The 20165-nt window shown below is 72.8% G+C and carries 19 protein-coding genes; 8 read left to right on the top strand and 11 right to left on the bottom strand.

Annotated elements, in window-relative coordinates:
- Positions 1-169: 169 nt before the first annotated feature.
- Entirely contained in the window at positions 170-427 is a 258-nt protein-coding gene (locus ACFQ79_RS35660) for a WhiB family transcriptional regulator (protein WP_051819792.1), read from the bottom strand.
- 196 nt (positions 428-623) lie between these two features.
- Between ACFQ79_RS35660 and ACFQ79_RS35665 the strand changes: the two genes are divergently transcribed.
- Positions 624-1544: a hypothetical protein gene (locus ACFQ79_RS35665; RefSeq protein ID WP_383591178.1), complete on the top strand. Its 921-nt coding sequence runs from the start codon at positions 624-626 to the stop codon at positions 1542-1544.
- Here the strand turns inward: ACFQ79_RS35665 and ACFQ79_RS35670 are convergent.
- The 7 genes from ACFQ79_RS35670 to ACFQ79_RS35700 form a co-directional block, all read right to left on the bottom strand.
- The gene (locus tag ACFQ79_RS35670; RefSeq protein ID WP_383591181.1) at positions 1534-2619 is read right to left on the bottom strand and encodes an LLM class flavin-dependent oxidoreductase; all 1086 of its coding nucleotides are present in this window, start codon (positions 2617-2619) and stop codon (positions 1534-1536) included. The two genes, ACFQ79_RS35665 and ACFQ79_RS35670, sit on opposite strands and share 11 nt — an antisense overlap.
- Positions 2616-3488, bottom strand: coding sequence for an ABC transporter substrate-binding protein (locus ACFQ79_RS35675; protein ID WP_383591184.1), 873 nt, complete (start codon positions 3486-3488; stop codon positions 2616-2618). The genes ACFQ79_RS35670 and ACFQ79_RS35675 overlap by 4 nt, the downstream gene beginning before the upstream one ends.
- On the bottom strand, positions 3485-4366 hold the full coding sequence (locus tag ACFQ79_RS35680; protein ID WP_383591187.1) for an ABC transporter ATP-binding protein: 882 nt from the start codon (positions 4364-4366) through the stop codon (positions 3485-3487). The genes ACFQ79_RS35675 and ACFQ79_RS35680 overlap by 4 nt, the downstream gene beginning before the upstream one ends.
- Entirely contained in the window at positions 4363-5310 is a 948-nt protein-coding gene (locus ACFQ79_RS35685; protein WP_383591190.1) for an ABC transporter permease, read from the bottom strand. Before ACFQ79_RS35685 ends, ACFQ79_RS35680 begins: the two co-directional genes overlap by 4 nt.
- Positions 5307-6362 carry an ABC transporter substrate-binding protein gene (locus tag ACFQ79_RS35690; RefSeq protein ID WP_383591193.1) on the bottom strand — a complete coding sequence of 352 codons (1056 nt, stop codon included), beginning with the start codon at positions 6360-6362 and terminating at the stop codon, positions 5307-5309. Before ACFQ79_RS35690 ends, ACFQ79_RS35685 begins: the two co-directional genes overlap by 4 nt.
- A 66-nt stretch (positions 6363-6428) precedes the next feature.
- A complete protein-coding gene (locus ACFQ79_RS35695) occupies positions 6429-7457 on the bottom strand; it encodes an ABC transporter substrate-binding protein (RefSeq protein WP_383591196.1) in 1029 nt (342 codons plus the stop codon).
- A 560-nt stretch (positions 7458-8017) separates the two neighbouring features.
- A complete protein-coding gene (locus ACFQ79_RS35700) occupies positions 8018-8167 on the bottom strand; it encodes a putative leader peptide (RefSeq protein ID WP_383591199.1) in 150 nt (49 codons plus the stop codon).
- Positions 8168-8367: 200 nt separating this feature from the next.
- Here ACFQ79_RS35700 and ACFQ79_RS35705 point away from each other — a divergent pair, with 200 nt between their 5' ends.
- The gene (locus tag ACFQ79_RS35705) at positions 8368-9162 is read left to right on the top strand and encodes an IclR family transcriptional regulator (protein WP_229313543.1); all 795 of its coding nucleotides are present in this window, start codon (positions 8368-8370) and stop codon (positions 9160-9162) included.
- A 56-nt stretch (positions 9163-9218) separates the two neighbouring features.
- Entirely contained in the window at positions 9219-9872 is a 654-nt protein-coding gene (locus ACFQ79_RS35710; RefSeq protein ID WP_383591202.1) for a TetR/AcrR family transcriptional regulator, read from the top strand.
- 139 nt (positions 9873-10011) lie between these two features.
- Here ACFQ79_RS35710 and ACFQ79_RS35715 read toward each other — a convergent pair whose 3' ends face one another.
- The gene (locus tag ACFQ79_RS35715) at positions 10012-10899 is read right to left on the bottom strand and encodes an alpha/beta hydrolase (protein WP_383591204.1); all 888 of its coding nucleotides are present in this window, start codon (positions 10897-10899) and stop codon (positions 10012-10014) included.
- Positions 10900-11057: 158 nt separating this feature from the next.
- Entirely contained in the window at positions 11058-12206 is a 1149-nt protein-coding gene (gene ligD / locus ACFQ79_RS35720; protein ID WP_383591207.1) for a non-homologous end-joining DNA ligase, read from the bottom strand.
- Between the two features lie 52 nt (positions 12207-12258).
- Between ligD and ACFQ79_RS35725 the strand changes: the two genes are divergently transcribed.
- The 3 genes from ACFQ79_RS35725 (at position 12259) to ACFQ79_RS35735 (ending at position 16141) form a co-directional block, all read left to right on the top strand.
- On the top strand, positions 12259-13317 hold the full coding sequence (locus ACFQ79_RS35725) for an ATP-dependent DNA ligase (protein WP_383591210.1): 1059 nt from the start codon (positions 12259-12261) through the stop codon (positions 13315-13317).
- A 365-nt stretch (positions 13318-13682) separates the two neighbouring features.
- On the top strand, positions 13683-13934 hold the full coding sequence (locus ACFQ79_RS35730) for a hypothetical protein (RefSeq protein ID WP_383591213.1): 252 nt from the start codon (positions 13683-13685) through the stop codon (positions 13932-13934).
- Between the two features lie 86 nt (positions 13935-14020).
- Positions 14021-16141 (top strand): MDR family MFS transporter, encoded by a 2121-nt coding sequence (locus ACFQ79_RS35735; RefSeq protein WP_383591216.1) that lies wholly within the window; start codon positions 14021-14023, stop codon positions 16139-16141.
- A 32-nt stretch (positions 16142-16173) separates the two neighbouring features.
- On the opposite strand, the gene ACFQ79_RS35740 is transcribed toward ACFQ79_RS35735, so the two are convergent.
- Complete coding sequence (locus tag ACFQ79_RS35740) at positions 16174-16623, bottom strand: YchJ family protein (protein WP_383591219.1); 450 nt, start codon at positions 16621-16623, stop codon at positions 16174-16176.
- A 176-nt stretch (positions 16624-16799) separates the two neighbouring features.
- Here ACFQ79_RS35740 and ACFQ79_RS35745 point away from each other — a divergent pair, with 176 nt between their 5' ends.
- Together ACFQ79_RS35745 and ACFQ79_RS35750 are read left to right on the top strand one after the other, a co-directional pair.
- A complete protein-coding gene (locus ACFQ79_RS35745; protein ID WP_383591223.1) occupies positions 16800-18143 on the top strand; it encodes a 6-phospho-beta-glucosidase in 1344 nt (447 codons plus the stop codon).
- Positions 18144-18234: 91 nt separating this feature from the next.
- The gene (locus tag ACFQ79_RS35750) at positions 18235-20121 is read left to right on the top strand and encodes a M64 family metallopeptidase (RefSeq protein WP_383591226.1); all 1887 of its coding nucleotides are present in this window, start codon (positions 18235-18237) and stop codon (positions 20119-20121) included.
- Positions 20122-20165: the final 44 nt, after the last annotated feature.

Genomic DNA, 20165 nt, shown 5'->3' on the forward strand with positions numbered 1-20165 from the left:
GCCACGCCCGTCTTCCTGTGCCGACTCGCTGTGCCGACTCGCTGTGCTGTCTTGCGCGCCGTCTTGCGTGGCGTCTTGCGTGGCGTCTTGCTGTGCCGTCTCGTCGCGCCCGTGATGCCGCGCGCCCCGGACCCCTCGTACCCCCGCGCCGAGGCGTCCGCCCGCCCGCTCAGCCCTCTCGGCGCTTGAGACGGAACCGCTCCTTCTCGGAGAGGCCTCCCCACACCCCGAACCGCTCGTCGTTGCGCAGCGCGTACTCCAGGCACGCCACCCGCCCCTCGCAGGCGCCGCACAGCTGCTTGGCCTCGCGGGTGGACGAGCCGGGCGCCGGGAAGAAGAACTCCGGTCCGGCCTGGGCACACAGAGCGGTCTCCTGCCAGGACATGTCGGGCTCCGGTGCGGTCAGTACGGTGGTGTAGGTCTGCATGCCGTACACGCTGCCGGAGGGCCGTAAACGAGCCATCAACGTTCGATCAATGCGACGTTCGCGGCCGTTTGCAACGCGGCGCGCCGAAACTCTTTACGGCATCGCCGGGCATCGGCGAAGATCGCCGCATGACCATCAGAAAGGCCCGTGCCGCCTAGGCGCCCCGCACCGCTCTCCCCCGCTCGCGCTCCACCGGGTGACTCCCGCAGCCGTGCCCGTCATCCGTACCCGCGCCACCGAGGAGAGCCCACCCGTGCAGACCTCCGCACTCGTGCCCTACGCCCGCCTGCCCCGCACGTACCACGACCTTCATGTCCTCACCAGCACCGTCGACGCCTTCGGCGCCGCCCACTGGCTGCTCACCGAGCGCGCCCCCGAGCCCGGTGGCGACCGGCACCCCTACGACGCACTGGTCGTCTCCGTACGGGCGGACGGCGGCGTCGAGGCCACGGAACTGAGCGCCCTGCGGGCCCGGTTCCCGCACCTGGACAGGCTGCCGGACGGCGGGTTCGTCGTCGCCTCGGCCCGCGCCCGCCGCGCCGACGCCGAGGGCAGCCAGGTCCAGGTCTTCGACGCACTGGGCCGCGAGACCTGGTCCTTCACCGTCGGAGACGCGATCCAGCACCTGCTCACCGACCCGAGCGGTGCCCTCTGGGTCGGACACTTCGACGAGAATCCGGCGGGCATCCGCCGCTGGAGCGCGACGGGCGAACTCCAGTGGCACTCCGGCGACGTGCCGGGAAGCGGCTGGATCATGGACTGCTACGCCCTGAACGTGTCCGACTCCGTCGTCTGGGCCTGCCCGTACACCGACTTCCCGCTCCTGGAGATCCGCCCCGACCGGCCCGTGCGCGTGCGCGCCAACACCGTGCGCGGCGCCTCGGCGGTCGCCGTCCACGAAGGACGGGTCGCCTTCTTCGGCGGCTACGGCGACGAGCGGGACCGGATCCAGTACGGCGAGCTCACCGACGCCACGGTCGAGCCGGCCGGCGCCGCCGTCCTCACCCGGCCCGACGGCACGCCCCTCGGACGCCGCCGGGTCGTGTCCCGTGGGGCCGGGATCCACGTCCAGGACGAGCCGTTCACGGAGTGGACCGTCTGGGACCTCAGCGGCTGACCCCCAGGGCGGGGAGAACGGTCTCCGCGACCCGGTACGCCTCCTCCAGGAGCGGGTTCCCGGACAGGATGAACGTGTCCACGCCCAGGTCCTGGTACTCCTTGAGCCGCTCCACGACCTGGGCCGTGGAGCCGACGACCGCCGTGCCCGGACCGGGCCTGAACAGACTCATGCCGGGCCAGAGGTTGGGGTGGGTCTCCAGCTCGCGCGCCCTGGCCGGCACCCTGCCGCCGTGCTGGCGGAACTGGCGCTGCCAGCCCACGCCGTCCTCGCCCGCCCGCTCGCCGAGCTGCCGCGCGTACGTCGCCTCGCTGGTGACGTCCAGGAGCCGGTCGGCGGCCGCCCAGGCCTCGTCCTCGGTGTCGCGGACGATGAGGTGGAGGCGCAGGCCGATGCGGAGGGTACGGCCGTGGGCGGCGGCCCGGGCCCGTACGTGGTCGAGCTTCTCCTTGAGCAGGTGCGGCGGCTCGCCCCAGGTGAGGTAGACGTCGACGTGCTCGGCGGCCATCTCGATCCCGGGCGCCGAGGATCCGCCGAACCAGAGCGGGACGTGCGGCTCCTGGACGGGCCGCAGGTCACGGAAGGAGGCGCCGGCGTTCCTGAGGTCGTAGAAGCGGCCCTTGTGGTCGAAGACCTCGCCGGCCGTCAGCCGTTTGACGATCGACCAGTACTCGGCGCTCAGTTCGTACCGCTCGTCGTGCTCGACGTGGAGCCCGTACTCGCGCAGCGACGCGGTGGAACCGTTGACCACGTTGAAGCGGAGCCGCCCACCGAACAGGTTGTCGAAGCTCAGTGCCATCTTGGCGAGCAGGGTCGGTGCGATGAGCCCCGGGTGGACGGCGAGCAGCGGTTTGAACCGGGTGCTCGTGGAGGCCGCGAGCGCCGAGCCCAGCGGCCACACGTCGTAGAGGTCGGTGGCCAGCAACGCACCGGTGTAGCCGAGGCGTTCGACGGTTCCGGCGAGCTGTGCGAGGTAGCCGAGGTCGACGGGGCGGCGGCCCGCCGGCTCCCAGGGGTACGCGCCCTCGCGCGGGATGATGTACCAGAGGACTTCGGGTGCCGGTGCGACGCTCATCGGGATCCGGCCTTCCGGGGCAGGGCGTCGGCGACGCTGATCGCGCGGTCGATGAACCCGGTGCGGTGGAAGATGTCGGCCGCCTGCTGCTGTTCGGCGACGAACTCCGCTCCGACCTCCTCGATCGTCCAGGGCAGGGCGCGCAGCGCGGTCTCCCAGTCGTCGACCGTGCCGCCCTGGTCCGCGGCGGCGATCTCGGCGGCCTCGCGCGGATGCGCGGCGGCCCAGTCGTCGGCCCGACGGAGCGCCCGGGTGAGCGCCTCCACCACCTCGGGCCGCTGCTCGGCGAGGTCGCGGCGGGTGAAGAAGACGGACCGGTCGGAGATGACCTCGCCGGTACGGATCAGGGTGCGCAGTCCGCCGGTGCGGCGGGCGGACGCGAGTTCGGCGCCCTGGGCCACCCAGGCGGTGATCGCGCCGGTGCGGAGCTTCTCCTCGCTGCCTCCGTCGGCGCGTACGGCGGTGATGTCGGTGGCGTACGAGAGGCCGGCGTCGTCCAGGGCCTTGGCGACGAGGTGGGTCTGCCAGGAGCCGACGGCCAGGTGGACGGTGCCGCCCTTCAGGTCTGCGACGGTACGGACCGGGCTGTCCTCGGGGACGAGGAGGGCGCCGTGCCCGGGACGGGGCGCGGAGACGGCGGTGTACACGATGTCGTGTCCGGCGGCCTGCGCGGTGACCGGCGGGGTGGAGCCGGTGCCGCCGAAGTCGATGGTGCCGTCGGCGAGATGGGCTCCGGTGCGGACCCCGTCGGTGTACGGGTGCCAGGTCACGGTCTCGCCGAGCGCGGCGAGCTCCTCCTCCGCGTAGCCGAGCCGGGAGAGGTGGTAGAGGGAGGGGTTGCTGCGGTGGACACCGATGACGACGCTCATGCGGAGGCTCCTTCGGAAGGTGCGGGGGCGGAAGCGGAGGCGGGGACGCGGGTGGAGGCGGGGGTGGCGGAGGCGGGGGCGGACTCGGGGGCGGGGGTGGAGGCGGAGGCGAAGGCGGAGGCGAAGGCGGAGGCGGGGGCGGAGGCGGGGGCCTCACCGGGCGCGTGGACGCCCAGGTCGGCGAGGAGGCGGCGGCGCAGGGCCACGAAGGCCGGGTCGCCGGGGTCGCGGGGCCGGGGGACGGTGACGGGCTCGTCGGTGACCAGTCGGCCGTTCCGCAGGACGGCGACCCGGTCGGCGAGGCGTACGGCCTCGTCGACGTCGTGCGTCACGAGGAGCACGGCGGGGCGGTGGATCCGGCGCAGCTCTCCGACCAGGTCCTGCATCCGGAGCCTGGTCAGCGCGTCGAGGGCGGCGAACGGCTCGTCGAGGAGCAGCAGTTCGGGCTCCCGGACCAGGGCGCGGGCGAGTGCGACGCGCTGCGCCTCGCCGCCGGAGAGGGTGGCGGGCCAGGCGTCGGCGTGACGTTCGAGACCGACCTCGGCGAGCGCCCGCAGTCCGGTGGCCCGGGTCGCGGCGCCGCGCGGGAGGCCGACGGTCACATTGGCGAGGACCTTCTTGGAGGGGATGAGCCGGGGTTCCTGGAAGACGATCGTGCGGGCCTCGGGGACGAGCGCCTCTCCCCCGTCGGCTCCGTCGAGTGCGCCGAGGATCCGGAGCAGAGTGGTCTTGCCGCTGCCGCTCGCCCCGAGGAGGGCGAGGAACTCACCTCGCCTGAGATCGAGTTCGAGTCCGTCGAGGACGGCCCTGGTGCCGAAGACGCGGCGCAGGCCGCGTACCCGTACCGCCGTGGTGGGAGACGACGGGGTCGTGGTCATCGGGCTCCTCCCCCGGGACCGGCCGTGCGCCAGGGCATGAGGACCCGCTCCAGGCCGCGGACGAGGACGTCGGCGGTGAGGCCGAGCAGACCGTAGACGAGGATGCAGACGGCGAGGATGTCGGTGCGGGCGTAGCTCTGGGCCTGGGACATCAGATAGCCGATGCCTTCGGTGGCGTTGATCTCCTCGGCGGCGATGAGCGCGATGACGCTGAGCGTCATGGAGAGCCGCAGTCCGGCGAGGAGCGAGGGCAGGGCTCCGGGGAGGACGACCTGGCGGACGATCGCGAGCCGGCCCAGCCCGAAACTGCGCATGGCCTCGACGAGTTTGCGGTCGGTGTTGCGGACGCCCCCGCTGGTGGACACGTACATCGGGAAGGTCGTGGCGACGGCGATGAGCAGGATCTTCGCGGTCTCGTTGATCCCGAACCAGACCATGAAGAGGGGGACGAGGGAGAGGAACGGGATCGTGCGGAGGGTCTGGAGCGAGGAGTCGAGCAGCTCGTCGCCGAGCCGGGTGAAGCCGGTGGTGATGCCGAGGGCGAGTCCGGCGGCGAGACCGATGACGAGACCGATCCCCGAGCGGGTGAGGGAGGTGGCGAGCGCGTCGGGCAGCTGCCCGTTGCCCCACAGCTCTCCGACCGCGTCGACGACCTGGGAGGGCGATGCGAGCACGTCGGGGGTGAGGACGCCGGTGGCGGAGGAGGCCCACCAGAGGGCGAGGAGGGCGACCGGGCCGAGGGCGCGGACGGTGAGGGAGTAGGTACGGGAGCGGGGGCGGCGGACGTGGGGCCGGGGGGTGACGAGCCCGGCGGTGCCGCCGCCGTCCGTGGACGCCTCCTTCGCAGGTGCGGGCGCGGGCGCAGATTCGGGTGCGGGCGCGGGCGCAGGTTCGGGCGCGAGTGTGGGCGCGGGATGAGGGGTGGCGGTGGTCGGGGCCGTCATGACAGCTTCTCGATGTCGAGGAGGTGGGCGGCGATGTCGACCTTGCTCGGCGTGACCTTCTGGTCGGCGTAGAACCGGGCGACCGTCTCGAAGCGCTTGATGTCCTCGGGCCTGATGGGGTCGACGGTGCCGCCCTTGCCGGTGAAGGAGATCTGGACCTCCCTGGCCTTGCCGTTGACGGCGGTGGGGCCGGCGTCGGTGAAGACGTTCAGATAGGCGGCCGGGTCCTTCTTCTCCTTCACGCTGTTGTCGTGGAGGTAGGCGTAGAGCGCCTTGACGATCTCGGGGTGTTCCGAGGCGAAGCCCGAACGAACCGCGTTCAGGCTGTAGTTGTCGGATCCGATGGCGGTTCCGTCGGCGACGAAGTGGGCCTTGTCCGCGCCGATCTCGGCGACGGCGTAGGTGGACCAGACGGCCCAGGCGTCGACCTGGCCGGCGTTGAACACGGCGGCGGTCTGGTCCGGGCGCAGATAGACCCGCTCGACCTTGTCGGCGGGGACTCCGGCCTTGGCGAGGGCCTTGAGGAGCAGGTACTCGCCGGTGCCGCCCTTGTTGACGGCGACCTTGCGGCCGACGAGGTCCTCGACGGAGTCGATGTCCGAGCCCTCGCGGACGAGGATGCCCTCGCCGACGGGGTCGGGTGCCGTGGCGGTGAAGAAGGCGAAGCCGGGGCTCTGGGAGAGGGAGGTGATGCCGGAGGTGATGGAGCCGGTCGCGATGTCGAGCTGGTCGGCGTTCATCGCCTGGGCGGCGGGTGCGAAGGGGCCGGCGCTGCCGGTCCACGCCACCTTGGCGCCGACCGCGGCGAGAGCCTTGTCGAGACTCCCGTCCTTCTTGCCGCGGGCGAGGACGCCGGCGTTCCCGGGGTCCGGGATGCGGATGGTGACGACGCCCTTCGCTCCCTTCGGTCCGCTTCCGGCGCCCTGGCCGACGGCCGAGTCCGCCGCGGGGCTGCCGCCGCAGGCGGTGAGGACGGTGAGGGCGGCGAGCACCGCCAGAGCGATCCGAGTGGTACGAGGGGCGGGCGGGGTGACGGAGGCGAGTGGGCGCATGGCGTTCGTCCTTCGGGAAGCGGAGGGTGGGGCGTGGGGCGTGGGGCGTGGTGCCGAGGCGGCCGGTTACGGGACCGGCTGAGGCGACGACGTCCCCACCGGGGCGGTGGCCGCCCGCCGGCGGGCCCGTCGCAGCGGCTCCGGGTCGGCCCAGGCGCGTACGTCGACGGCCTCGGGCAGGAAGCCGTGGGCCCGCAGGGCCTCCTCCTGCCGGGCGAGCAGATCGAGGCGGGTGTCGGACAGATCCGGGTGGAGGGTGCGGTGGGTGCCGGACCGGTAGGCCCCGGCCACGCCCTCGGCACCCGCACCGGTCTCGGCGCCGAGGATCCGGGCGACCTCGGCCGGCTCGCCGGCGGCCCAGTCGGCGGCACGGAGCAGGACGGCGAGGAAGCGGGCGACGAGCTCGGGGTGCTCGTCCAGGAGGTCCTGGTGCACGGTGAGGGGGCGGGGAGTGCCGTTGTTGACGCGGTGCGCGGGGTCGGGAAGCGCGTCGAGCTCCACGGCCACCTCGGCGCCGGCGCGGCGGGCCGCCTCGACGGCGAGGGCGCCCTTCACGTAGACGGCGTCGACCTCGCCCCGGCGCAGGGCGTCCAGCTCGGCTGCCCACTGGCCCCGATGCCCGTCGGCGGGAACATCGACGAGGCGCGCGTCGCCGAGCCCGTACCCGGCGGAGGCGAGTGCGCCCTCGAAGCCGCGCAGGGCCATCGCCCGCCAGAAGTCGATGGGGACCGAGTGCCGGGGCAGGGCGAGCCGCAGCCCGCGCAGGGCTGCGGCTCCCCGCACCGGGGAACCGGGAGCGACGAGCACCGCCTGACGCTCCTCGATCCAGGTGAGCCCGACGAGCCGGGTCCGCTCGCCGCGTGAACGGGCCCACAGCGCGGGCACGTTGCCGCCCTCACGGAAGAGGCCGGGCAGCGCGTGGGTGAAGTGAGCGGCACGGTCGGCGCCGGGCTCGGCGTCCTGGAGGGAGCGGACGGCGATGCCGTCGGGCGCGAACTCCCTTTCCAGCCAGCCGCGATCGGCGGCGACGCCGGTGGCGGTGGGCACGGGGCAGCGGGTGAACCAGAGCGTGTCGGGCACGCGGGCAGACGTCATGGCGGGGCTTCCCGGGGTGAGGTGGGACGGCGAGGAGGGAGGGGCGGCGGGGCGGCGACCGCGCCGGCGGGAGGGAACGTCGAGCGGCGGCGGACGCGGTCCGGGTGCGCGTGTGGGTGCGGGTGCGGGTGAAGGTCGATACGGGGCGCGGGGACGTACGGGGGGGGACAGCGGGGTACGGGGGGTACGGCGATGTACGGGGGGGGGGAGGCGGTCGGCCGGGCCGTGCGGGCACGCGCCGGGGGGCGCGAACAGACTCGCGGGCGGACTCGACCCGCGGTGCGGAGGCCGGACCCGGCGAGGAAGCGGCCCCCACCTGGGAACGAGCCCTGCGGTGGCGACGGACCCTGCCGTAGAAACGGGCCCCTGCCGTGAGAACGGGCCCCTGCCGTGGGAACGGGATCCTGCGGCGAGAACGGTTCTCACTCGGCGCGGGAAGCCCGGGCGGGACCGGATCCCGCACCTCGCGCGATGTCCGCACGCCCGTCACACGGTTGCGTCACACCCTTCACGGACGCTCTCGTGGAAGGTTCGGCCGACGACGTCAGGCCCGCGCAGCCTCAGCGACAGCCGGCCCCCGCGACGCGCGCCAGGTCGATGTGGCGGCGTCGGGTGAGGACGAGCGGCGCGGGAGAGGCGACGGGCACACATCGCGCGGTGCGACGTGCGGTGCGACCTGCGGTACGTCGATCGGTACTCCGTGCGTTCATGACTGGCCCTGCTCCCTCCGGCTCGTCGCCGCTGTGGTGGCTTGGCCGGAACCCTGCCACGGAAGCTCCGTCGCCGACAACTCGCCTCCCACCATGTGGGATTGCGTATGAACGGCGTGTTTCCGACCTCGTCCGGGCCCTGATTCGGCTCCCGCCATGTGGGAGCGTGGGAGCCCGATCACCCACGGGGAGCGAACCCTATGACGACCGAGGCCGGCATCGCCCGACCCCCGGCGGGCGCCCAGGCGGTCCGCCGTGCACTGGATGTACTGCACTGTTTCCACGACAACGGGCCCGACCTGAGCGCCTCCGACCTCGCGCGACGGCTCGGGCTCTCCACGTCCACCGCGCACCGTCTCGCCCGGACCCTGCTCGGCGCGGGATTCCTGGAGCAGGACGCCCGGACCGCCCGCTACCGGCTCGGCCCGGCGATGACGGAGCTGGGACGGCTCTCGTACCACCAGCGGGGGCTGCATCTGGCCGCGCCCGAGCTGTCCGATCTCGCCGAACGGACGGGCGCAACCGCCGACTTGGCCCTGCGCAGCGGCCCGCACGTGGTGATCGTCGCGGGCGGCTCGGTGACGCCGAAGGTGGGGCTGCGCCGACCGCTGCACTCGACGGCGCTCGGGAAGGTGCTCCTCGCATGGCCGAGGGCGGGCGAGGCGGGCCCGCGCTCCCTGCCGCCGCTGTACGCGTTCACCGAGCGGACCATCGTCGAACCTCCCGCACTGGCAGCCGAGTTGGCCCGCGTACGAGAGGCCGGGTACGCCCTCAACGACGGGGAGTCGGCCCATGGGGTGCGGACCGTGGCCGTGCCGGTCCTGGAGCGGACGGGACACGCGCGCTTCGCGCTGGCGGTGCGGGCGACACCGGAGCTGATCACCGACGCGCGGCTCGACTGGTACCTCGCACAGGCGCGGGCCTGCGCCCGCGCCCTGGAGGTCCTGCTGCTCGCCCCGGCGGAGCGCAGGGACCCCGGCGAGCGGACCGGCTAGCCCCGGAAGCGGGCGGGAAAGTTTCCGCACGGTCGTGCGTTCAGTAGGATGGAAGCATGAGCGACACCGGGACCAAGACGGACGGGCGCGTCGAGCGCGGGAACCAGACCCGTCGGCTCGTTCTCGGCCGGACCATGGACATCGCCTCGGTCGAGGGGCTCGACGGCCTCTCCCTGGGCCGGATCGCCACCGAGCTCCAGCTGAGCAAGAGCGGCGTCTTCGCCCTCTTCGGCTCGAAGGAGGAGCTCCAGCTCTCCACGATCAGGGCCGCGGCCGCCGTCTTCGCCGAGAACGTCGTCACCCCCCTGAAGGACGTGCCGCCAGGGGCTCGGCGGGTGCGCGAGCTGTGCCGGAACTGGCTCACGTACTCCTCCGACCGCGTCTTCGCCGGCGGCTGCTTCTTCTACGCGGTCTCGGCCGAGTTCGACGCCCGTACGGGCCCGGTGCACGATGCCGTCGCCCAGACCCGCCGCGACTGGAACGCCTACGTGGAAACGTCTCTGACGGAGGCTCAGGCCGTCGGGGACTTCGCCGCGGACCTGGATGTGGAGCAGCTCGCCTTCGAGGTGATCGCCCTCATGGAGGCGGCCAACGCCCAGTCCGTCCTGCTCGGGGACACACGGACGTACGACCGCGCCGAGCGGGGGATCGCCTCCCGGCTGCGCGCCTCGGCCACGGACCGGGGGCGGGCCGCCCTCGACGCCGAGTAGCCGGAGGAGACACGGAGAGAAGGGGTGCGATCACCCCGTCGCGCCCCTCTCCGCATGACCCCGCCGCACCCCTCTCCGCATCACCTCGCCGCACCCCTTTCGACACCCCTCTCTGCATCACACCGCCCCGCACCCCGTCTCAGCCCGCGGTCACCCGCTCCCCCTCCGAGGGCTCGCCCGCCGGAGCCGTCAGGAACTCCACCGCCTCGTCGACGACCTGCGGGTCCCGCAGGATGCGCCGGTGCCCGAGCCCCTGGGTGACCACGAGCCGGGCCCGGTCGCCGTGGGTGCGCACGAGCCGCCGGGAGTGGACGAGCGGCACCATGTCGTCACCGTCGTCATGGAACAGCAGGACCGGCGCGTCGAGTCCACCGGAGTCGTGGTCCGCTCCGAAGCGGTCCCAGATGCCGGGCTCACCCGGCACGAGCCGCCGCTCCACGTGGTCCCGCATGCACTGGAGGACCCGGTCGTTCACACCGAGGCCGGCCTGGAAGCCCTTGACCAGCAGGTCGAAGGAACCGACCCCGCCGATGCCGACGAAGCGGGCCGTGCGGACGCCGTCCCGGAGGGCGAAGAGGGAGGCCAGGACGCCGAAGGAGTGGGCGACGACGGCGTCGAAGTCGCCGTGCCGCGCGTGCAACTGCCGGATGATCTCCCGGTATTCGACGATGTTGCTGTCCCGCCCCGGGGATTCGCCGTGGCCGGGAACGTCGAACGCGACGGGGCTGTAGCCGCGTTCCAGCAGCGCTTCGGCGAAGGCGGTGAGCCGCGAGGCGCGCGAGGACCAGCCGTGCACGAGCAGGACGGGCCGGCGTCCGTCACCCCAGGCGTACGTCACGACGTCCTTGCCGCGGGCCTGGAGGCGCCCGGTGCGGGCGGCGGCGAAGAGCGCCTGCTCCTCGGGTCTCGGCCGTGCCCGGCCGAGCGGGCGGACGAAGAGGTGGAAGGCCCAGCGGCCGGCCGTTCCGGGGGCGACGCGGGCGGTGACGTTCAGGGCGGTGCGGATGAGCGGAGCCATCGGGTACATGCCGGGATCTCCTCGGTCGTCCTGGGGGTTCTGCGTCCTGCTGCTTGCTGATCCTGCCGATGGAAAAATGCTAGCACGATCGTTCGTGTTGTTTTAGAGTCGAAAGGGAGGGCGGGCCGGCACCCACCCGGAGGCACCGGCCCGCCCTTCCCGCCACCTCAGTCCGTCGAGCCCTCGGAGCCCTTCGACTCCCCCGCCCCCTCCATCGACACCTTCCCGGACTCCTCCACGAACTCCCCCTTCGAATCCCTCCCGGACTCCTCCACAGGCTCCTTCTTCGACACCTTCTTCGGCTCTTTCTTCGCCCGGCTCGGCTGCACCCGCTTCGGTTCACCCGGCATCTTCGGATACTCCGGCGGGTACGGCAGGTCACCGAGGCCGTGCTCCGCCTCGTCCCGCCTGGCCAGTTCGAGCAGGGACTCCAGGCTGAACCGTTCGTCGTCCATGTCGGCGTGGACGTCGCCCACTTCGGCGTACCGGACCGGCATCGTCCTGATGTCGAAGTCCCGCGGCACCGCGTCGTCGACCTCCTCCCACCGCAGCGGCGCCGACACCGGCGCGTGCGGCCGCGGCCGTACGGAGTAGGCGGAGGCGATCGTGCGGTCCCGGGCGGTCTGGTTGTAGTCGACGAAGATCCGCTCGCCGCGCTCCTCCTTCCACCACTTGATGGTGACCTCCTCCGGCATCCGCCGCTCCAGCTCCCGCCCGCAGGCGATCGCCGCCCGCCTGACCTGCGTGAACGTCCAGTTCGGCAGGATCGGGACGAAGACGTGGATGCCGCGCCCGCCGGAGGTCTTCGGCCAGCCGCGCAGCCCGTGCTCGTCGAGGACGGCACGCAGCTCGTGGGCGGCGCGGACGGCGTCCGCGTAGTCCGTGCCGGGCTGCGGGTCGAGGTCGATGCGGAGTTCGTCGGGATGGTCGGTGTCGTCCCGGCGCACCGGCCAGGGATGGAAGGTGACGGCGCCGAGGTTGGCGGCCCAGAGCACGGCGGCCGGTTCGGTGGGGCACATCTCGTCGGCGGAGCGGCCGCTGGGGAAGGTGATGTGGGCGGTCGGGATCCAGTCGGGGAGGTACTTCGGGGCGCGCTTCTGGAAGAACGATTCGCCGGTCACCCCGTCGGGGTAGCGCTCCAGGGTGGTGGGGCGGTCGCGCAGCGCGCGGGTGATGCCGTCGCCGACGGCCAGGTAGTAGCTGACCATGTCGAGCTTGGTGTAGCCGGGTTCGGGGAAGTACACCTTGTCCGGATTGGACACGCGCACGGTCCGGTCGCCGACTTCCAGTTCCACCGCTGCCGCCTTGCCTGCCATGCCGGTCAGCCTAGGGCTCGCCGACAAGTCCCGCATACCGGACAATCGCCTCATGGATCTTCCGGTGATGCCGCCCGTGAAACCGATGCTCGCCAAGTCGGTGAAGCGGATCCCGCCCGGGATGCAGTACGAGGCGAAGTGGGACGGCTTCCGCGCGATCGTGCACCGCGACGGGCCGGAACTCGTCATCGGCAGCCGTACCGGCAAGCCGCTCACCCGCTACTTCCCCGAGCTGGTCGAGGCGCTCGCGGCCCGGCTGCCGGAGCGCTGCGTGGTCGACGGAGAGATCGTCATCGAGCACGGCGGCCACCTCGACTTCGACCGGCTCAGCGAGCGGATCCACCCGGCCGACTCCCGGGTCCGCATGCTGGCCGAGACGACCCCGGCGCTGTTCGTCGCCTTCGACCTGCTCGCCCTCGGGGACGCGTCGCTGCTCGACGCTCCGCTGAGCGAGCGCCGGGAGGCCCTGGAGCGGATGCTCGCCGGCGTGGACGCACCACTCCATCTGGCGCCGGCCACGAAGGACGCGGAACTCGCCGCCCAGTGGTTCGAGCAGTACGAGGGCGCGGGCCTCGACGGAGTGATCGCCAAGCCGCTCGACCTGCCGTACCGGCCGGACGCCCGCCTCATGTACAAGATCAAGCACGAACGGACGGCGGACGTCGTGGTGGCCGGCTACCGCTTCCACAAGAGCGGGCCGGTGGTCGGCTCCCTGCTGCTCGGTCTGCACGACGACAAGGGCGCCCTCCAGCACGTCGGCGTGTGCGCGGCGTTCACCGCGCAGCGGCGGGCCGAGCTGATCGAGGAGCTCGAACCGCTCCGGATGGACCCGCCGGACGGACACCCCTGGGCGGCCTGGGCGGAGGAGGCGGCGCACGCGGGGGCGCGGCTGCCGGGCGCGCCGAGCCGCTGGTCGGGGAAGAAGGACCTGTCGTGGGTGGCGCTGCGGCCCGAGCGGGTCTGCGAGGTCGGGTACGACCACATGGAGGGCGACCGCTTCCGGCACACGGCGCAGTTCAAGCGGTGGCGCCCGGACCGGACGCCGGAGTCCTGCGGGTACGGGCAGCTGGACGAGCCCGTCTCGTACGACCTGTCGGAGATCCTGACGTAGTGTCCGGCCCCGTCCGGCCCCTGTCCGGAGGACGCCGATCCGCCGAGTGAGATGCTTCACATTCGGCGGAGGTCCCGCCGCCCCCAACGCACCCCCGTCGCGCATGCGTTCGTCGCACGTACGGGCGATACGCAGGGACGGTGAACAATCCCGCGCCGGCCACCCGGGCCCGTACCTGCGGGAACGTCCCCGGCCGCGCCCGGCGGCCGTACCCGCTCGCCCGCCCGGGGCCCCGCACGCCCCTCCGGAGCGCCGCGGCGTCGTTGCCCCACCGCGACATCGCCGTGCCGGAACCCGTACGGCGATCCGGTACGTATGGAGAGCAGACACTTCCGTACGCTTCCCGGACCCACTAGGACTGACCCGTGATCACCTCTCCCTCGCGCCTCGTACCCGTCCCGATCCCCGACCATGTGGCCGCGCTGATCGGCTCCTGCCTGCCGCTGCACGTCCTCCAGGCCGAGATCGACGCGGACTGCGCGGCACGCGAGGTGTACCGCTTCCGGGGACCGCTCTGCGCGGAGGACCGGGCGGACCGGGAGCACGCCCTCGCCGCGCTCGCCCGGGCCAACAAGATCCTCGCCAAGCACCACCCGAAGCTGCCGGTCACGCCCTGACGGTCCGGCGGGACCGCTCTGCGCCGGTCCGCCCGTTCGGCCGTCCCCCGCATGCACCCGGTCGGGGCCGATGTGACGCTGCGAGAGTGACCACGACCAGCGACGCAGCGCCCGCGCCCCCGGCCGCCACCGAGCCACCCGTGCTCGACCGCCGCCGCCGCAACATCGTCTTCGGCACGATCATGCTGGGTGTCCTCCTCGCCGCACTCGACCAGACGATCGTCGGCACCGCCCTGCCCACGATCGTCTCGGATCTCGGCGGCGCCGCCCACATGTCGTGGGTGGTCACCGCCTATCTGCTCGCCGAGACGGTCGCGACCGTCCTCGTCGGCAAGTTCGGCGATCTCTTCGGCCGCAAGGTGATCTTCCAGATCTCGGCGATCGTCTTCATCACGGGCTCGTTCCTCTGCGGACTCGCCACCAACATGACGCTGCTGATCGTCTGGCGTGGCCTCCAGGGCGTGGGCGCGGGCGGTCTGATGGTCACCTCGATGGCGCTCATCGCCGATGTGATCCCGCTGCGCGAACGCGGCAAGTACCAGGGCGCGATCGGGGCCGTCTTCGGGGTCTCCACCGTCATCGGCCCGTTGCTCGGCGGTCTGTTCACCGACCACCTCACCTGGCGCTGGGCCTTCTACGTCAACGTGCCCATCGCGATCCTGGTCGTCATCGCCGCCGCCCGCACGATCCCCTCCGTCCGCTCGGCGAGCAAGCCGATCATCGACTACGCCGGCATCGCGCTGGTCGCCGTCGGGGCCAGCGCCCTGATCCTGGCGACCAGTTGGGGCGGCAACGAGTACGCTTGGACGTCCCCCGTCATCATCGGTCTCTTCGTCGGCGGTGTCGTCGCGCTCGGGCTGTTCTGCTGGGTGGAAACCCGCGCGGCGGAACCCATGCTGCCCATGCGGCTGTTCGGCAATCCGGTCTTCACCGTCTGCTCGGTGCTCAGCTTCGTCGTCGGCTTCGCCATGCTGGGCGCGATGACGTTCCTGCCGACCTACCTCCAGTACGTCGACGGGGACTCGGCGACCGTCTCCGGCATCCGCACCCTCCCCATGGTCGTCGGCCTGCTCATCGCCTCCGTCTTCAGCGGCAACGTGGTCAGCAAGACCGGCCACTACCGGATCTTCCCGATCGTCGGCTGCCTGGTGATGGGCATCGGGCTCTACCTCCTGTCGCTGATGGAACCGGACACCAGCACCTGGCTCGCGTCGCTGTACATGTTCGTGCTCGGCGTCGGCATCGGCCTGTGCATGCAGGTCCTCACCATCGCCGTGCAGAACACCGTCGACTACGCCGACCTCGGCACCGCCACCTCGGGCGTCACCTTCTTCCGCACGCTCGGCAGCTCCTTCGGCACCGCGGTCTTCGGCACGATCTACGTCAACTCCCTCACCCCCAACCTCCGGTCCGGGGTCGCGGAGGCCACGGCCGTCGCCGCGGGCCAGGGCCTCGATCCCTCGGGCGTCGCGCAGGCGGCACAGAGCCCGGACGGCGTGCACGGCCTGCCGGAGCAGGTCGCGGAACCCATCGTCAACGCCTACGCCGACACCCTCCACACCGTCTTCCTCTGGACGGTTCCGGTCGCCGCCGTCGGCTTCGTCGTCGCGCTCTTCCTCAAGCAGGTGACCCTCCGCGACTCGGCGCGCGCCGCCGCACCCGACATGGGCGAGGGCTTCTCCGCGCCGACCTCGTCGGGCGACTCCGCACAGCACCTGGAACTGGTCGTGGGCCGGATCATGCGCCGGATCGACATGGCCACCGCACGGCGGATCCTCGACACCTCCGACACCCGGCTCGACACGGCCGGGGCGTGGGCGGTGATGCAGGTCGAGCTCTACACACGGACGGTCGGCCACGCGAGCCTGGGACTGGTCTCGGCGGGGCGGCGGGTCCCGCCCGAGGTCCTGCTGCCGGTCTTCGACCGGATGGTCGACGAGGGCTTCCTGACCCGCGACGGCCATCTGCTCTCCCACACCCCGGCCGGCAAGCGTGAGGCGGACGTCATCACGCACGCGTGGGGCGACTGGCTGTCCGACCGGGTCGAGCAGGAGAGCGGCCGGCCCAGCGGACCCGAACTGCGGGTGGCGACGGACGCCATCGCCAAGAAGGTCGTCGCCGAGGACCTCGCGAACGGCCTCCCCGACCGGTCGCTCGACGGCGACGGCGCCCGCGACCGCGCCCTGAGCCGGACCACCGGCGTCTGACGCCGCCCTCCGGCCCCTCGCTCCTCGCTTCGCTACTCGCCGACGTCGCCGTCCACGTACACCCAGGCTCCCTCGTGGCGGGCGAAGCGGCTCCGCTCGTGCAGGGCGCCGGGCTCGCCGCCGTGGACGTAGCGCGCGGTGAAGGTGACGGTGCCGTGCTGGTGGAAGGCGGTGCCGTCGGCGGCCGACTCGATCTCCAGACCGGTCCAGCGCATCCCCGGGTCGAAGTCGACCTCAGCGGGCCGGGTCTCCGGCGCCCAGCTGCGCAGCAGATAGGCCTCGTCGCGGACGACGAAGGCGCTGTACCGGGAGCGCATGAGCAGCTCGGCGGTGGGCGCGCCGCCGCCCGTCCCCGTGTGGAAACGGCCGCAGCACGCGCCGTACGAGGCGTCGAGCCCGCACGGGCAGGGTGACTCCGGGGTCACGGCGGGCACGGCCTCGCGGGCCGGGGACGTACGGGGGCGGGTCTTGCGTCGGGACATGCCGCCATTGTCCCCCACCGGGTGCGCGGTGCCGGTGCGCCCGCCCGCTCCCGGGAACGAGCGGCGGGACGGGATCGGTACGCCGGTGACGCGTGGGTGCCCGGCATGTGGACGTCCGTGTGGACGCCGGGACGGGATCCCGCTGCTCAGGGGGTGCGTCCGAGTAGCGTACGGGCATGAAACTGACGATTCTCGGAGGCGGCGGGTTCCGGGTGCCGCTGGTGTACGGCGCTCTCCTCGGCGACCACGCCGAGGGGCGGGTCACCCATGTCACCCTGTACGACCTCGACGAGGGACGGCTCTCGGCCATCGCCAGGGTCCTGGCGGAGCAGGGCGAGGGTGTGCCGGACGCGCCCGGTGTCACGGCGACGACGGATCTGGACGAGGCGCTGCGCGGGGCCGACTTCGTGTTCTCCGCGATCCGGGTCGGCGGTCTCGAGGGCAGGGCCGCGGACGAGCGGATCGCGCTCGCCGAGGGGGTGCTCGGCCAGGAGACAGTGGGCGCCGGCGGCATCGCCTACGGCCTGCGGACCGTTCCCGTCGCGGTGCACATCGCGCGCAGGGTCGCCGAACTCGCCCCGGACGCCTGGGTCATCAACTTCACCAACCCGGCGGGCCTGGTCACGGAGGCGATGTCCCGGATCCTCGGCGACCGGGTCGTCGGCATCTGCGACTCCCCCGTCGGGCTCGGCCGCCGGGTCGCCCGCATCCTGGGAGCCGACCCGGACAGGGCCTGGATCGACTACGCGGGCCTCAACCACCTGGGCTGGCTGCGGGGGTTGAGGATCGACGGCCGGGACGAGCTGCCGCGGCTGCTCGCCGACGAGGAGGCGCTCGGCTCCTTCGAGGAGGGCAGGCTCTTCGGTCCGGAGTGGCTGCGCTCCCTGGGTGCGATCCCCAACGAGTACCTGCACTACTACTACTTCGACCGGGAGGCCGTGCGGGCCTACCGGTCGGCCGAGCGGACCCGCGGCGCCTATCTGCGCGACCAGCAGGGCGCCTTCTACCGGGAGATGGGGAAGCCCGGCACCCCGGCCCTCGCCGCCTGGCACCGTACGCTCGCCGACCGGGAGGCCACCTACATGGCCGCCAACCGGGAGGCGGCCGGGATCGGGGACCGCGACGAGGAGGACCTGGAGTCCGGCGGCTACGAGAAGGTGGCCCTGGCCCTCATGCGGGCCATCGCACGGGGCGAGCGGGCGACGCTGATCCTCAACGTCCGCAACGGCACGACCCTCGCCGCGCTCGACGCCGACGCGGTGATCGAGGTCCCCTGCTCCGTGGACGCGAACGGCGCCCACCCGGTGTCGGTGTCCCCGCTGCCGTACCACGCGGTCGGCCTGGTGACGGCCGTGAAGGCGGTGGAGCGGGAGGTCCTCGCGGCGGCGGAGAGCGGTTCGCGGGCGACCGCCGTCAAGGCCTTCGCGCTGCATCCGCTGGTCGACTCGGTGACGGTGGCCCGCCGCCTGGTGGAGGGGTACACGGCGGAGCACGCGGGTCTGGCGTACCTACGGCACTGAGACGGCGGCCGGCACCGAGAAGGCTGTCGCGAAGGCATACGGCCGACGAACAACTTTACGAGAGCGGGGGTGCGGCCTAGGCTCGCGCCCCATGACCTCACAGCGCACGGGAGTTCGACGAGAGGTGGCCCGCGTCGTCGCGGTCTGCCTGCTGGCCGCCGGTCTGGTGGGAACCGTGCCGGCGGCGGCCGAGACACCGACGTCCGGTGACGGTCCTGCCGTCGTCCCCGTGCAGACCACCGGGCCCGCGGACCGGCGGTTCAACCTGGTGTTCATGGGCGACGGCTACACCGCCGCGGAGATGCCGGCGTTCCGCGCGGACCTCGACCGGCACCTGAACACCCTGTGGAGCATCGAGCCCTTCGCCTCCTACCGTTCGTACGTCAACGTCTGGGCGGTGGAGGCCCCTTCGGCCGAGTCGGGGGTCGACTGCGACCCCGGCCTTGACGCGCCCGCCCGCGACACGGCGCTCGACATGGGGTTCTGGGGCGGCTGCAATCCCGGCAGTGTGCAGCGGCTGCTGACCGTCGACAGCCGGAAGGCCGCCGCGCTCGCCGATCTCGTCCCGGGCACGAGCGGCGCCAACCGGCAGATCGTCGCCCTCGCCCACAGTTCCACCTACGGCGGCGCGGGCGGCGGTTACGCCACGGCGTCCGGCGGCAACGCACTCTCCTCCCTCATCACCCCGCACGAGATAGGCCATTCGCTCGGCGGCCTCCAGGACGAGTACGACTACTACGCGCGCGGTGTGCCGGGCGGGACGTACTCCGGCCCGGAACCCTCCTCGGCCCACCACACCCTCCTGACCGAGCGCCAGATGTCGGGGCAGCGGGCCAAGTGGTGGCGCTGGCTCGGCGAGGAGAGCGAGGCGGGCGGCGTCATCGGCCGCCACGAGGGCGGCATGTACAGCACGAAGGGCGTCTGGCGCCCGAGCCGTCACTCCCTCATGAAGACCCTCGGCTACGCCTTCGACCAGGTGGAGCGCGAGGTGATGGTCCGGGCGATATCCGCCAAGGTGAACCTGGTCCAGGACCACACCCCGAACACCTCCCCCGTCGGCGCCGACCGGACGCTGTGGGTCGACACCCTCCACCCGGTGGGCGGCGCGCTCACCGTGACCTGGCGCCTGGACGGGCGGACGCTGCCCACCCGCGGCGCGCGCACCGTCGACCTGCGCACCCTGCGCCTCTCCCCCGGGACGCACACGCTCACGGCGACCGTCACCGACCCGACTCCCTTCGTCCGCGACCCGGCGGTCCGCGCCTCGACGGCGCTCACCCGGACCGTCGCCTGGACGGTGGACCCGGCCCTCACCACCGAGCGGGACGGAACCGCGGCCGCGTTCACCGGCCACACCCCCCTCGGGGCGCCCGTCGGCGCCCGGTCGGTCGTCCACGCCGACACCACCCACACGGTGGACCGGACCCCGGCCGTGCGCTGGCGCCTTGACGGTCGGACCGTGGCGACCGGCCCGAACGACCGTGACCTGGACCTGCGTTCGCACACCATGACCTCGGGAACCCACACCCTGACGGCACGCATCGCCGGCACGCAGGAGGAGCTGAGCTGGACCGTGGACGCCCGTCCGGCGACGACCTCGTACGAGCTCTCGAAGCCGCTGCGCACAGCGGGGCGGCACGGCCGTCCCGTGGAGTACGTCTACGGCGGGCCGTTCACGATGCGGCTGACCGGGCGGGACGATCAGGAGGGCGCGGTGGTGAGCCAGTTCCGGGTCGACGGCGACGGCTGGTACACGTACTACGGCTGGCCGACGGACGCGGACGCGCCGTTCCGCTTCTCGCCGGGCGGCACGGTGATCGACGACCTCGTGTACGGGAAGCTGGGCCGGAGCCGTGCGGTGCCGTGGGACGACGCGACCCCCGACTACGGCACCCACCGGATCGAGTACCGCACGATCGACGCGGCCGGCAACGTCGGCAGGACCGGCGAGTTCCTGGTGACGCTGGTGGAGCCGTGACGCACGCCGGAAGAAGCCCCGGTACGGGAGGAGGCCCCGCCGAC

Source organism: Streptomyces sp. NPDC056480, assembly GCF_042795405.1.
In the GTDB taxonomy this organism is placed as follows: Bacteria; Actinomycetota; Actinomycetes; order Streptomycetales; family Streptomycetaceae; genus Streptomyces.